At 53.1% G+C, this 14,057-nt stretch carries 12 protein-coding genes and 1 riboswitch; of the genes, 4 read left to right on the top strand and 8 right to left on the bottom strand.

All coding sequences use genetic code 11. The features are described 5' to 3' along the window. Positions 1-2: 2 nt before the first annotated feature. Together moaB and moaA are read right to left on the bottom strand one after the other, a co-directional pair. Entirely contained in the window at positions 3-515 is a 513-nt protein-coding gene (moaB, locus tag FEK47_RS03715; protein ID WP_000084634.1) for a molybdenum cofactor biosynthesis protein B, read from the bottom strand. 21 nt (positions 516-536) lie between these two features. Continuing rightward, the gene (moaA, locus tag FEK47_RS03710; protein WP_001295301.1) at positions 537-1,526 is read right to left on the bottom strand and encodes a GTP 3',8-cyclase MoaA; all 990 of its coding nucleotides are present in this window, start codon (positions 1,524-1,526) and stop codon (positions 537-539) included. Then, positions 1,514-1,658, bottom strand: a riboswitch (molybdenum cofactor riboswitch). It overlaps the preceding gene by 13 nt. Positions 1,659-1,923: 265 nt before the next feature. Between moaA and yvcK the strand changes: the two genes are divergently transcribed. Then, a complete protein-coding gene (gene yvcK, locus FEK47_RS03705; protein ID WP_135486476.1) occupies positions 1,924-2,832 on the top strand; it encodes a uridine diphosphate-N-acetylglucosamine-binding protein YvcK in 909 nt (302 codons plus the stop codon). 191 nt (positions 2,833-3,023) lie between these two features. On the opposite strand, the gene uvrB is transcribed toward yvcK, so the two are convergent. The 5 genes from uvrB to bioB all read right to left on the bottom strand — a co-directional run bounded on the left by uvrB (position 3,024) and on the right by bioB (position 9,226). Continuing rightward, the gene (gene uvrB, locus FEK47_RS03700; protein WP_130205097.1) at positions 3,024-5,045 is read right to left on the bottom strand and encodes an excinuclease ABC subunit UvrB; all 2,022 of its coding nucleotides are present in this window, start codon (positions 5,043-5,045) and stop codon (positions 3,024-3,026) included. Positions 5,046-5,619: 574 nt separating this feature from the next. Then, positions 5,620-6,300, bottom strand: a complete 681-nt coding sequence (bioD, locus tag FEK47_RS03695) for a dethiobiotin synthase (RefSeq protein WP_135486477.1) — start codon at positions 6,298-6,300, stop codon at positions 5,620-5,622. Beyond that, positions 6,293-7,048: a malonyl-ACP O-methyltransferase BioC gene (bioC, locus tag FEK47_RS03690; protein WP_135486478.1), complete on the bottom strand. Its 756-nt coding sequence runs from the start codon at positions 7,046-7,048 to the stop codon at positions 6,293-6,295. Before bioC ends, bioD begins: the two co-directional genes overlap by 8 nt. Beyond that, positions 7,032-8,189: an 8-amino-7-oxononanoate synthase gene (gene bioF, locus FEK47_RS03685; RefSeq protein ID WP_135486479.1), complete on the bottom strand. Its 1,158-nt coding sequence runs from the start codon at positions 8,187-8,189 to the stop codon at positions 7,032-7,034. Before bioF ends, bioC begins: the two co-directional genes overlap by 17 nt. Continuing rightward, entirely contained in the window at positions 8,186-9,226 is a 1,041-nt protein-coding gene (gene bioB, locus FEK47_RS03680; RefSeq protein ID WP_130214913.1) for a biotin synthase BioB, read from the bottom strand. Before bioB ends, bioF begins: the two co-directional genes overlap by 4 nt. Before the next feature lie 86 nt (positions 9,227-9,312). Between bioB and bioA the strand changes: the two genes are divergently transcribed. Next, entirely contained in the window at positions 9,313-10,602 is a 1,290-nt protein-coding gene (bioA, locus tag FEK47_RS03675; protein ID WP_072245244.1) for an adenosylmethionine--8-amino-7-oxononanoate transaminase, read from the top strand. 110 nt (positions 10,603-10,712) lie between these two features. On the opposite strand, the gene FEK47_RS03670 is transcribed toward bioA, so the two are convergent. Continuing rightward, positions 10,713-11,843: an RNA-guided endonuclease TnpB family protein gene (locus FEK47_RS03670; protein ID WP_135486480.1), complete on the bottom strand. Its 1,131-nt coding sequence runs from the start codon at positions 11,841-11,843 to the stop codon at positions 10,713-10,715. Positions 11,844-11,951: 108 nt separating this feature from the next. On the opposite strand from FEK47_RS03670, the gene FEK47_RS03665 reads away from it, so the two are divergent. Both FEK47_RS03665 and FEK47_RS03660 read left to right on the top strand, forming a co-directional pair. After that, entirely contained in the window at positions 11,952-12,428 is a 477-nt protein-coding gene (locus FEK47_RS03665; RefSeq protein WP_135486481.1) for a kinase inhibitor, read from the top strand. A gap of 151 nt (positions 12,429-12,579) precedes the next feature. Continuing rightward, a complete protein-coding gene (locus tag FEK47_RS03660) occupies positions 12,580-13,863 on the top strand; it encodes a putative acyl-CoA thioester hydrolase (protein WP_130214915.1) in 1,284 nt (427 codons plus the stop codon). Positions 13,864-14,057 lie beyond the last annotated feature (194 nt).

The raw sequence follows: 14,057 nt of genomic DNA, 5'->3' as shown, positions 1-14,057 counted from the left end.
ACTTATTTCTTCAAATGTGGATGGAAATTACACGGACGCGTACGGGCATCCAGCTGCGGCGCGATGATATTTTCCCACGCGGTGCGGCACGCTTTGGTCGAGCCCGGCATGGCGAAAATCAGTGTCTTGTTAGCGACGCCCGCTACCGCACGGGATTGCAACGTTGCGGTGCCAATCTCTTCGAACGACAGCATACGGAACACTTCACCAAAACCTTCGACTTCACGGTCGAACAGCGGCAGCAGTGCTTCGGGAGCCTGATCACCTTCCGTCAAGCCAGTACCGCCAGTAATCAACACCACTTGTACATCGTCGCTGGCGATCCACGCAGATACCTGAGCGCGAATAGCGTAGCGGTTTTCTTTCACAATGGCTTTATCGACAACGTGATGGCCCGCTTCTTGCGCCGAATCGCGCAGATAGTGACCGGAGGTATCGTCTTCTTCACCGCGACGATTAGAAACCGTAAGAATAGCAATACGGGTCGGGATAAATTCAGTGCTTACCTGACTCATCTGATCTCTCCTTTTGACGTTTTAGCCGCCAATGTACGATAAGTTTTGCGTAATACCGGTGTTGTTTTGATGCAGGAAATGGGTCTGTTTTTTCTCCCGCAGCGCCGCTGAAATACGCGCTTCCAGCGCCTGTTGCTGGGTATCGTCTTCCAGCAGATCGCGCAGGTTAACGCCGCCCTCACCAAACAGGCAGAGATGGAGTTTACCAATGGAGGAGACGCGCAGACGGTTGCAGGTGGCACAGAAGTCTTTTTCATACGGCATAATTAGGCCAATCTCTCCGGCGTAATCCGGATGACAAAAAACTTGCGCGGGACCGTCGCTACGTTGACGTAATTGGTGGATCCAGCCGCGACGCAGTAGCTCGTCACGCAGAACCTGACCAGAGATGTGATGCTTACGGAAGAGCTCGCTGCCCTCGCCCGTTTCCATCAGTTCGATGAAACGCAGCTGGATAGGACGATGCTGGATCCAGTTCAGAAAGGTGTCGAGCTGGTGATGGTTGACATCGCGCATCAGCACGGTATTGACTTTGACCTTCTCAAAGCCCGCCTCAAATGCAGCATCGATGCCAGCCATTACCTGATTGAATTTATCCTGGCCGGTAATGGCATGAAACTGACGAGCGTCGAGACTATCAACACTGACGTTAATGCCCGTCAGTCCGGCATCGCGCCAGTTCGCTACGTCGCGTTCCAGACGGTAACCATTAGTGGTGACCGCAATCTGACGGATGGCGTCATTTTCCCGCACTGCGGCGATGATATCGGTAAAGTCGCGACGTAAAGACGGCTCTCCGCCTGTCAGACGGACTTTTTCGGTGCCCAGACTGGCAAAGGCGCGCGTAACCCGGCGAATTTCATCGACGGTCAGAAAGCCTTTATTGGTGACGCCGCTCGGCTTGTAGCCATCCGGCAGGCAATATGTGCAACGAAAGTTACACACATCGGTAATCGACAGGCGCAAGTAATAGAACTTACGCGCAAATGCATCAGTCAGTTGTGAAGCCATGTACACCTTTCCAGATACGGGAGGCGAAGTCATTTCTTCCTTCGCCCTGGTGGCAACCTTTCAAAGCATTGTCACGGCCAAAGCACCATATCAGTTGACCCAGGTGCAGAGGCTAGAGTGTTTAGTGGTTATGCCGATACTAGCGCGTAAATGAGATTTTTACCATTCACCCTTTTCGCTATGTAATCATGTATATAGCGTCATGATCGGCCTATTTCGCTACAGAATAAGGGAAAATGGCGGTTTTACTTTGATATACATCATCAGGGATGCAGAGCGAACATTGTCCTTTGGGGGTAGAAAACCATGAGTTGTATCCTCAATATTGGCAGGCTAATTGCTGTTTCCCCGTAATTTGCGCTACTGTAGCGCGGATAATCTGACTTCAGGAATGTATATGCGCAATCGTACGCTGGCTGACCTTGATCGTGTCGTTGCTCTCGGCGGGGGGCATGGACTGGGACGCGTTCTCTCATCACTTTCGTCATTAGGCTCTCGCTTAACGGGTATCGTCACCACCACGGATAACGGTGGCTCGACGGGACGTATTCGTCGCTCGGAAGGCGGTATTGCCTGGGGCGATATGCGCAACTGCCTCAACCAACTGATAACGGAACCGAGCGTCGCCTCCGCGATGTTTGAATACCGTTTTGGCGGCAATGGCGAGCTTTCCGGTCATAATCTCGGAAACTTGATGTTAAAAGCGCTGGATCACCTTAGCGTGCGGCCTCTGGAAGCCATCAATTTAATTCGTAATCTGTTGAAAGTGGACGCGCAATTAATTCCGATGTCAGAGCATCCCGTTGATCTGATGGCCATTGACGATCAGGGACATGAAGTTTACGGCGAGGTCAACATCGACCAGCTAACTACGCCGATTCAGGAACTACTGTTAACCCCCAACGTACCTGCCACCCGTGAAGCGGTGCTGGCAATTAATGAGGCTGACCTGATAATTATCGGGCCAGGCAGTTTTTATACCAGCCTGATGCCAATCCTACTGCTTGAGGAAATGGCGCAGGCACTACGCCGCACTCCAGCCCCTATGGTTTATATTGGCAATTTGGGAAGAGAATTAAGCCTGCCTGCGGCGAATCTGAAGCTTAAAAACAAGCTGGCGATTATGGAGCAGTATGTCGGTAAAAAGGTGATTGATGCGGTGATTGTTGGGCCGAAGGTCGATGTTTCTACAGTTAACGACAGATTAGTCATTCAGGACGTACTGGAGGCCAGCGATATCCCCTATCGTCATGACCGCCAGTTGTTACATAACGCACTGGAAAAGGCATTACAGGCTTTGGGTTAACGGGAAGCCGAAAGAAAATTCCGGCTTCCAATTGAAGACAAAGTACACGTTGTTCATGCCGGAGGCGGCGTGAACGCCTTATCCGGCCTACAAACCGCGCAAATTCAATGTATTGCAGAGATCATGTAGGCCTGATAAGCGTAGCGCATCAGGCAATTTTGCTTTTGCCATCTCTCTTCTTCGTTATCCTGTCACGAAGCCGCAATAAACAACTCACGCAGCTGATGCAACTGGTCACGAATTTGCGCCGCCTCTTCGAACTCCAGATTTTGCGCGTGTTGCATCATCAGCCCTTCCAGTTCATGGATTTTCTGCTGCAACGCTTTAGGCGACATATCCATCGGTACATTATCCGGCTCAACAATCGGGCGCGATTTTCCTCTGCCCTTCGCTTTGGTTTTGGCAATGTTCTGCCCCAGCGCCAGGATATCGACCACTTTCTTGTTCAAGCCTTGCGGCGTAATGCCGTGTTCCTCGTTGTACTTCTGTTGTTTCTCGCGACGACGTTCAGTTTCGCCAATCGCTTTCGCCATTGATGGGGTAATCTTATCGCCGTAGAGAATCGCTTTACCGTTGACGTTACGCGCCGCGCGACCAATGGTCTGAATCAATGAACGTTCGGAACGCAGGAAGCCTTCTTTGTCAGCGTCGAGGATCGCCACCAGTGAAACTTCTGGCATATCCAGACCTTCGCGCAGTAAGTTGATCCCGACCAGCACATCAAACTCGCCCAAACGCAAGTCGCGGATGATTTCCATACGTTCGACGGTGTCGATATCCGAGTGAAGATAACGCACGCGTTCACCGTGTTCTTCCAGATATTCGGTGAGATCTTCCGCCATCCGCTTAGTCAACGTCGTGACCAGTACGCGTTCGTTAATTGCCGCCCGCAGGCGAATTTCTGAAAGAAGATCATCAACCTGAGTCGCTACCGGGCGCACTTCGATAATCGGGTCCAGCAGCCCTGTTGGACGCACGACCTGATCCACCACATCGCCGCCGGATTTCTCCAGCTCGTAATTACCGGGTGTTGCAGAAACATAGATGGTTTGCGGCGCTAATGCTTCGAACTCTTCGAATTTCAGCGGACGGTTATCCAGCGCCGAGGGCAGGCGGAAACCGTACTCCACCAGCGTCTCTTTACGCGCCCGGTCGCCTCGATACATGCCGCCAATTTGCGGAATAGTCACGTGGGATTCATCGACCACCAACAGACCATCGGCGGGGAGATAATCAAACAGCGTCGGCGGTGGCTCACCGGGTCCACGACCGGAAAGAAAGCGCGAATAGTTTTCAATGCCTGAGCAATAACCCAGCTCGTTCATCATCTCCAGATCAAACTGGGTACGCTGAGTCAGGCGTTGTTCTTCCAGCAGCTTGTTATTTGCCAGCAGCACTTTGCGCCGATCGGCCAGCTCTTCTTTGATCTCTTCCATTGCCTGCACAATACGCTCACGCGGGGTGACGTAGTGTGTTTTCGGATAGATAGTAAAGCGGGGGATGGTGGAGATAATCTGCCCTGTTAACGGGTCGAAAAGCGACAACCGCTCTACCTCTTCGTCGAACAATTCGACACGTAGCGCAACGTCGTCGGACTCCGCCGGAAAAATATCAATCACTTCTCCGCGAACACGGAAAGTCCCGCGCTGGAACGCCTGGTCGTTGCGGGTGTATTGCAGTTCCGCCAGACGACGCAGAATCGCGCGCTGATCGATAATCATGCCGACCGTCAGATGCAGCATCATCTTAAGATATAAGTCAGGATCGCCCAGACCGTAGATGGCTGAAACAGAGGCGACCACCACTACATCGCGCCGCTCCAGCAAAGCTTTAGTCGCTGAAAGCCGCATCTGTTCAATATGTTCGTTTACCGAGGCATCTTTTTCAATGAAGGTGTCCGAGCTCGGCACATAGGCTTCCGGTTGATAGTAGTCGTAGTAAGAGACGAAGTATTCCACCGCATTTTCCGGGAAAAACTCTTTCATCTCGCCGTACAACTGGGCTGCCAGCGTTTTGTTGGGCGCCAGCACCATCGTCGGGCGCTGAAGGTCGGCAATGACGTTAGCAATGGTAAATGTTTTCCCGGAGCCCGTTACGCCGAGTAGAGTCTGGTGAGCCAGGCCATCTTCAAGCCCTTCTTCGAGGCGTCGAATTGCCTCAGGCTGATCGCCAGAAGGTTTAAAAGAGGAATTCAGTTTGAACGGTTTACTCATGAGTCGCTACCTGAAGGAGTGGGCGGGCAGGTATGTAATTTTACTCGTCGTGTTTAATAATGCCAACAAATTATACTGGATAAAAAAACAGTTTCACGCCACATTATTTCTGTTACACCGTCAACGAAGGTATCAATCATGAGCATAATTTGCTCAGTGACGAGATAAAACTCCAGGCTTGCGGGGTTATCCCCAAAGCAACGGCTTTTTTAACAATTGTCAAGATGGCTGATGACGGATTTATGGCAAGAGATGTCACTTTCATGACTGCCATTGCTTTTATATAATTAATTGAAAAATAACAAATATTTCCTTAAGCCTTCTTTCGCGTCAATTCGCGTGCAAGCCGCGTATTCTCTCGCTTGCATCACGTTTTCTAACTCTAATGCACATGGTTATCCACAGGAATAGTGGATAACTGCCTGCAGCCCGTATGCCCTGCCGCCTGGGCAATTCCCACACTAACCGCATATTGTGGGGGTAAATATTTTTTCTCAATTCTTTTGAAATTTAATTGGTTGAATTGCAGGCAGCAGACGACGCGATCTCGCTCGCAATTTAACCAAATATATTGCTACAACAATGCGGTGAGATTGAGGTACTTTCCGGTTAGCGCGTTTTCAGGGGATTCATCAAGCCATGGGATCTCGCCAAGCAACGGTGCGGAAATCATCCGCTTGAGCGTGGCCATATATTCAGCGTGACGTTTGCCCGGTGGAGTGACATCGTTCGCTACCCACCCTGCAAGGGTAAGTCCGGCTTGCTGTACAGCCTGTGCGGTCAGCATCGCGTGATTAATACAACCGAGTTTCACGCCCACAACCAGTATCACTGGCAGTTGTTCTTGCGTTACCCAATCCGCGAAAGTGAAAGACTCAGAAAGCGGCGTAAACCAGCCTCCTGCACCTTCTACCAGTACCCAGTTTGCCTGCTGTGCCAGCACGTGTAACCCGGCGCTCATAACCACGGGGTCGATGGGTCTGCCCTCTTGCGCGCTGATGATGTGCGGCGAGGTCGGTTCTGCGAAGGTGTAAGGGTTTACCGTGGCGTAATCCAGTTGCAGGCTACTGTTGCGTTGCAACGCCAGTGCATCGCTATTACGTAAGCCTTCTACTGTCATTTCGCTGCCGGAGGCAACAGGTTTGTAACCTGCCGTCCGGTAGCCTGCAGCCTTTGCGGCTTGTAAAAGTGCGCAGCTGGCGACGGTTTTCCCTACTTCGGTATCCGTTCCGGTGACAAAATAACGTTTACTCACGAGCAATCACTCCCAAAAAAAGATGATACGTCAGAGGATATCGCCCCTGTTGTTGCGGCCAGGCCAGTTGCAATCGCTGCAACTGCGAACGCGTTAATATTCGCTGGTCGCGCCCTTCATGAAGATGCGTGGCACCGATGCCTTTCAGCGAACGCATGGCACTGAGCGCGTCATCAAACCACAGTGTGACGGGCTGAATATGGTGTTGATAATGCAAACCTTTCAGCGACTGTTCGATTTCATCTGGCGGTAAAAAACGATTGGCATGAGGCCGCTCGTCCACCGCCTGCCACGCCTGATGCAGTTCGGGTAACGATCCCTGCGCCAGCGTGGTAAATGCGACCATGCCTCCGGGGCGCACCACCCGATACAGCTCGCGGAGCGCCGTGGATAAATTACCGCACCACTGCACCGCGAGATTGCTCCATGCAAGATCGAACGTCGCAGTCTCTAACGGCAGGGATTCGATATCGCCTGCCAGATAATGATCTGCGGCATCTTGTTGGCGTGCCTGCGCAAGCATAAGTGGCGAGAGGTCTAACGCCGTCACCTGTGCATGACGTTCGCGCCAGTGGCGGCTCATCCAGCCAGGTCCACAACCCGCGTCCAGTACGTGGGGGTATTTACGCTGTGGGAGCATTGCCAGTAAGGCATCGGCACTCTGGCGCTGTAACTCTGCGTGTTGCTCATAGTGCGCGGCTGCCCGACCAAATGCCGCCGCAATGGCTTGTTTATTGACCGTTGCCATGCAGCACCTCCAGCAGACGGTCGATATCCTGCATTTCATGCGCTGCGGTTAGCGTTAAGCGCAGTCGCGCAGTACCAGCGGGTACGGTTGGCGGGCGAATCGCCGTGACCCAGCAGCCTTGCTGGCGCAGTTTTTCTGCCAGTTGTAACGCACGGCTGTTATCACCGACGATTAATGGCTGGATGGCGCTGCATGAATCCGCAAGTGTAAACGGCAAACCCTGCACTCCGGCACGAAAACGCGTAATGAGTGCCGCCAGTTTTTCGCGCCGTGCATCGCCCTCTTCACTGCGAATGACCGCCAGCGACGCACGTAATGCCTGCGCCTGAGCGGGCGGCATACTGGTGCTGTAGATAAGATGGCGGGCGAATTGCAGCAGATAATCCGCCACGCTATCAGAACAAAGCACCGCCGCGCCGCTGACGCCAAATCCTTTGCCAAAAGTCACCACCAGCAATTCTGGTTTTACCTTTTGCAGCCAACAACTGCCTCGCCCCTGTTCACCGATAACGCCCGTGCCGTGGGCATCATCAACCATCAACCAGGCGTTGTGCTGTTGCGTAACTTGCTGGATTTCCGCCAGTGGCGCACTATCGCCGTCCATGCTGAACACGCCTTCTGTCACCACCAGTTGCTGCCCCGGACACGGGGAAGCAAGCAGTCGCGCCAGATGAGCGACATCGTTATGAGTAAAACGGCGAAGCGGCGACGGGCTTAAACTGGCAGCCTCCAGCAAGGAGGCGTGGCTAAGCCGGTCGGCAACAATACGGTCCTCTTTCGCCATCATCGCGGCAATGACTGCCTGATTCGCGGCAAAACCAGAGATAAACAGCAGCGCCCGCGAATAGCCAAGCCACTCGGCCAGCTCTTCTTCCAGTGCCTGATGCGCCACGCTATAACCGCTGACATGCCCGGAGCCACCGCTACCTACACCAAACTTTTCTGCGCCCTGCTGCCAGGCGCGGATAATTTGCGGATGATGGCTTAAACCGAGGTAATCATTGCTGGAAAAGTTCAGATACTGGCGATCATCCGCCACCAGCCAGCGTCCGGCTCCTTGCGCCACCGGATAACGGCGACGCAGGGCATCGGCAGCACGCCGCGCATCGAGCGCCGCGTTGATTTTCTCCTGCCAGCTCATAGTGCTGCCGCGTTGTAATATTCGTCGGTGTCCGGGGTCATCAGTGCCTGCTCCAGACGCTGCTGTTGTTCGTTATCCCCTGCCAGTACGGCAGTTTGCTGCGGATTTAACCCCAGTTTGCGGAACAGTTGCAGGTCTTTATCTTCTTCCGGATTCGGCGTAGTCAGCAGTTTGCAGCCGTAGAAAATCGAGTTAGCCCCGGCCATAAAGCACATCGCCTGAGTCTGTTCGTTCATCTGCTCGCGTCCGGCAGAAAGGCGTACGTAAGAGGTCGGCATCATGATCCGCGCTACGGCAATGGTGCGAATAAAATCAAAGGCATCGACATCATCGTTATCCGCCAGCGGCGTGCCTTTCACCTTCACCAGCATGTTGATTGGTACGCTTTCCGGCGGCGTCGGCAGGTTTGCCAGTTGCAGCAATAATCCGGCGCGATCGTTCACCGTTTCGCCTAAGCCAACAATGCCACCTGAACAGACTTTGATCCCGGCATCGCGCACTTTTTCCAGCGTATCGAGACGTTCCTGATAGGTACGCGTGGTGATGATATTGCCGTAAAACTCCGGCGAGGTGTCGAGGTTGTGGTTGTAGTAATCCAGCCCGGCATTCGCGAGGCGCTGCGCCTGAGATTCACTCAACGTGCCCAGCGTCATACACGCCTCCAGCCCCATCGCTTTTACCCCCTGCACCATTTGTTCCAGGTACGGCATATCGCGTTCGTGGGGATTCTTCCACGCCGCGCCCATACAGAAACGCGTCGATCCCGCCGCTTTCGCTTTGCGCGCCGACTCCAGCACCTGTTCAACTTCCATCAACCGCTCGGCTTCCAGCCCGGTTTTGTAGCGCGAGCTTTGCGGGCAGTATTTGCAATCTTCCGGACAAGCTCCGGTTTTAATCGACAGCAAAGTGCTGACCTGTACCTGATGAGGATCGAAATGCTGACGATGGACCTGCTGCGCTTCAAACAGCAGATCCAGCAACGGTTTTTCAAATAATTCTGTGACTTGCGACAATGTCCAGCGTGGGCGGTGAGCCATGGGGCTTCTCCAAAACGTATTTTTTGTTGTTAATTCGGTGTAGACTTGTAAACCTAAATCTTTTCAATTTGGTTTACAAGTCGATTATGACAACGGACGATCTTGCCTTTGACCAACGCCATATCTGGCACCCATACACATCCATGACCTCCCCGCTGCCGGTTTATCCGGTGGCGAGCGCCGAAGGTTGCGAGCTGATTTTGTCTGACGGCAGACGCCTGGTTGACGGTATGTCGTCCTGGTGGGCGGCGATCCACGGCTACAATCACCCGCAGCTTAATGCGGCGATGAAGTCGCAAATTGATGCTATGTCGCATGTGATGTTTGGCGGTATCACCCATGCGCCAGCCATTGAGCTGTGCCGCAAACTGGTGGCAATGACGCCGCAACCGCTGGAGTGCGTTTTTCTCGCGGACTCCGGTTCCGTTGCGGTAGAAGTCGCGATGAAAATGGCGTTGCAGTACTGGCAGGCCAAAGGCGAAGCGCGCCAGCGTTTTCTGACCTTCCGCAATGGTTATCATGGCGATACTTTTGGCGCGATGTCGGTGTGCGATCCGGACAACTCAATGCACAGCCTGTGGAAAGGCTATCTGCCAGAAAACTTGTTTGCCCCAGCCCCGCAAAGCCGCATGGATGGCGAATGGGATGAGCGGGATATGGTGGGCTTTGCCCGCCTGATGGCGGCACATCGTCATGAAATCGCCGCCGTGATCATTGAACCGATTGTCCAGGGCGCAGGCGGGATGCGCATCTACCATCCGGAATGGTTAAAACGAATCCGCAAAATGTGCGATCGCGAAGGTATCTTGCTGATTGCTGACGAGATCGCCACCGGATTTGGTCGTACCGGCAAACTGTTTGCCTGTGAACATGCAGAAATCGCGCCAGACATTTTGTGCCTCGGTAAAGCCTTAACCGGCGGCACAATGACCCTTTCCGCCACGCTCACCACGCGCGAGGTTGCGGAAACCATCAGTAACGGCGAAGCCGGTTGCTTTATGCATGGGCCAACTTTTATGGGCAATCCGCTGGCCTGCGCGGCAGCAAACGCCAGCCTGGCGATTCTCGAATCTGGCGACTGGCAGCAGCAGGTGGCGGCTATTGAAGTACAGCTGCGCGAGCAACTTGCCCCCGCCCGTGATGCCGAAATGGTTGCCGATGTGCGCGTGCTGGGGGCCATTGGCGTGGTCGAAACCACTCGCCCGGTGAATATGGCGGCGCTGCAAAAATTCTTTGTCGAACAGGGCGTCTGGATCCGGCCTTTTGGCAAACTGATTTACCTGATGCCGCCCTATATTATTCTCCCGCAACAGTTGCAGCGTCTGACCGCAGCGGTTAACCGTGCGGTGCAGGATGAAACATTTTTTTGCCAATAACGGGAAGTCAGCGTGAGGGTTTCTGGCTACACTTTCTGCAAACTAGAAAGGAGGGTTCTTGACGGCTCCCCGCCCTGAATGACGGGGATTCCCACTTCAACGAGCCGAACCTAAGCCGCGTGCTGCGATTCAGGGTTTACAGGCTCTCCGTGGGCTAACACTGCCAGCCCGGCAGCTTTAATATTACGTGCCGCGTTAATGTCGCGATCATGGTCTGCGCCGCATTCAGGGCAGTGCCATTTACGAACATTAAGAGGCATTTTTTGCATGGTGAAACCGCAGCAACTACAGCATTTTGAGGACGGTAAATACTGGTCAATGGCGACCACTGACCGCTCGGCCCATTTGCCTTTGTACTGGAGCTGGCGAACAAGTTCGCTCCAGCCTGCGTCAGCTATTGCTTTAGACAGCTTCGGGTTGCGGATCATGTTTTTCACCTTGAGGGATTCGACGCAAACAACTTGGTTTTCGTTAATCAGTTTGCGGGACAACTTGTGCAGATTGTCCATCCGGCAATCGGCGATTTTCGCGTGGAGTCGGGCGACCTTTAAGCGGGCTTTAATACGGTTTCTTGAGCCTTTTTGCTTCCTGCTTAAACGTCGTTGTAGCAGCGTTAATCGCTTCGCATATTTAGCGGTGTGGAGGGGATTGTCGGTTTTGAATCCGGTATCGGTAACGAATAAATCTTTTAAGCCCACATCAATGCCGACCGTTTTAGCGGTAACAGGCATTGATACAGGTTCAAACTCACACAGGCAGGAAACAAAGTACCTGCCAGCGCTATCTCTGGAAATGGTAACGGTTGACGGCGCAGATGGTAATTCTCGACTCCAGCGAACATCCAGCGGCGACTTGCTCTTTGCTATATACAACTCGCCGTCACGGTGTTTAAACGCGCTGGCAGTGAACTCAGCCACCTGTTTGTGCCGTTTGCTTTTGAAAGCCGGATATGCAGCTCGTCCGGCAAAGAAGTTAGCAAAGGCGGCTTGTTGGTGGCGCAACGACTGCTGGAGGGGAACGCAGGAAACATCATTCAGCCATATGTATTCAGGCTCTTTTTTGAGCGCCGTAAGGCGAGCGTTGGCCTGTAGATAACCGATCTTTTCCTTTCGCTCGTAGTACGCATCGGTACGCCAACGAAGGATGGAATTGTAGACGAAGCGCACACAGCCGAACGTCTGAGCTAAAAGCTCAGCCTGCTCAGTTGTCGGGTAAAACCGGTATTTATATGCGCGTTTCATGTGTTCACATACTAAAGAGGAAAATGTGATTATGCAAAGTACAGTTAGTCGGAAAACCGCCTCCTTTCCTCCCCGGCCTGAAGGCCGAGGTTTCCCGGAGGCATTCTAATGAAACTCATCAGTAACGATCTGCGCGATGGCGATAAGCTGCCGCATCGTCATGTCTTTAACGGCATGGGTTACGATGGCGATAATATTTCGCCGCATCTGGCGTGGGATGATGTTCCTGCGGGAACGAAAAGTTTTGTTGTCACCTGCTATGACCCGGACGCGCCAACCGGCTCCGGCTGGTGGCACTGGGTAGTTGTTAACTTACCCGCTGATACCCGCGTATTACCGCAAGGGTTTGGCTCTGGTCTGGTAGCAATGCCAGACGGTGTTTTGCAGACGCGTACCGACTTTGGTAAAACCGGGTACGATGGTGCAGCGCCGCCGAAAGGCGAAACCCATCGCTACATTTTTACCGTTCACGCGCTGGATGTAGAACGTATTGATGTCGATGAAGGCGCCAGCGGCGCGATGGTCGGGTTTAACGTCCATTTCCACTCTCTGGCCAGCGCCTCGATTACGGCGATGTTCCGTTAATCACTCTGCCAGATGGCGCAATGCCATCTGGTATCACTTAAAGGTATTAAAAACAACTTTTTGTCTTTTTACCTTCCCGTTTCGCTCAAGTTAGTATAAAAAAGCAGGCTTCAACGGATTCATTTTTCTATTTCATAGCCCGGAGCAACCTGTGAACACATTTTCAGTTTCCCGTCTGGCGCTGGCATTGGCTTTTGGCGTGACGCTGACCGCCTGTAGCTCAACACCGCCCGATCAACGTCCTTCAGATCAAACCGCGCCTGGTACCTCTTCTCGCCCGATTCTGTCGGCAAAAGAAGCGCAGAATTTCGATGCTCAACACTATTTTGCGTCCCTGACGCCTGGTGCTGCAGCGTGGAATCCTTCCCCGATTACCCTGCCTGCGCAACCTGACTTTGTTGTCGGCCCGGCGGGTACTCAAGGTGTAACGCATACCACGATTCAGGCAGCGGTGGATGCGGCAATTATCAAGCGTACCAACAAGCGCCAGTATATTGCCGTGATGCCTGGTGAGTATGAAGGCACGGTCTATGTCCCTGCCGCTCCGGGTGGAATTACTCTGTACGGTACAGGCGAAAAACCGATTGATGTGAAGATTGGGCTTTCCCTTGATGGGGGCATGAGCCCAGCCGACTGGCGTCACGACGTCAACCCACGCGGCAAATATATGCCAGGTAAACCAGCGTGGTATATGTACGATAGCTGCCAGAGCAAACGCAGCGACAGCATTGGCGTGCTCTGTTCTGCGGTCTTCTGGTCACAAAACAATGGCCTGCAACTGCAAAACCTGACCATCGAAAACACGCTGGGCGATAGCGTAGATGCGGGTAACCATCCGGCGGTGGCACTACGTACTGATGGCGACAAAGTGCAGATCAATAACGTCAACATTCTCGGTCGTCAGAACACCTTTTTTGTCACCAACAGTGGTGTGCAAAACCGTCTGGAAACCAATCGTCAACCGCGAACGCTGGTGACCAACAGCTACATTGAAGGGGATGTGGATATCGTTTCTGGTCGCGGCGCAGTGGTGTTCGATAACACCGAATTCCGCGTGGTGAACTCCCGTACCCAGCAAGAAGCGTATGTATTTGCACCAGCTACGCTGTCTAACATCTATTACGGTTTCCTCGCCGTAAACAGCCGTTTCAATGCTTCCGGTGATGGCGTGGCGCAACTGGGCCGCTCGCTGGATGTTGATGCTAATACCAACGGTCAGGTGGTGATCCGTGATAGCGCCATCAACGAAGGTTTTAACACGGCTAAACCGTGGGCCGATGCGGTGATTTCCAATCGTCCATTTGCGGGTAATACCGGCAGCGTTGACGATAGCGACGAAGTACAGCGCAATCTGAATGACACTAACTACAACCGCATGTGGGAATACAATAACCGCGGCGTGGGTAGCAAAGTGGTTGCAGAGGCGAAGAAGTAAGAGCTATTAACTATTTGCCGAATGCTGCGTAAACGCCTTATCCGGCCTACGGTTCGATGCGATTCGTAGGTCGGATAAGATGCGCCAGCATCACATCCGACAATAAGTGCCGGATGCGGCGTAAACACCTTATCCGGCCTACGGTTCGATGCTATCTGTAGGTCGGATAAGATGCGCCAGCATCACATCCGACA

Source organism: Escherichia sp. E3659, assembly GCF_005781135.1.
Lineage (GTDB): Bacteria > Pseudomonadota > Gammaproteobacteria > Enterobacterales > Enterobacteriaceae > Escherichia.
The sequence above is the reverse complement of the archived record's forward strand: the minus strand, read 5'-3'. Positions and strand labels throughout refer to the sequence as shown.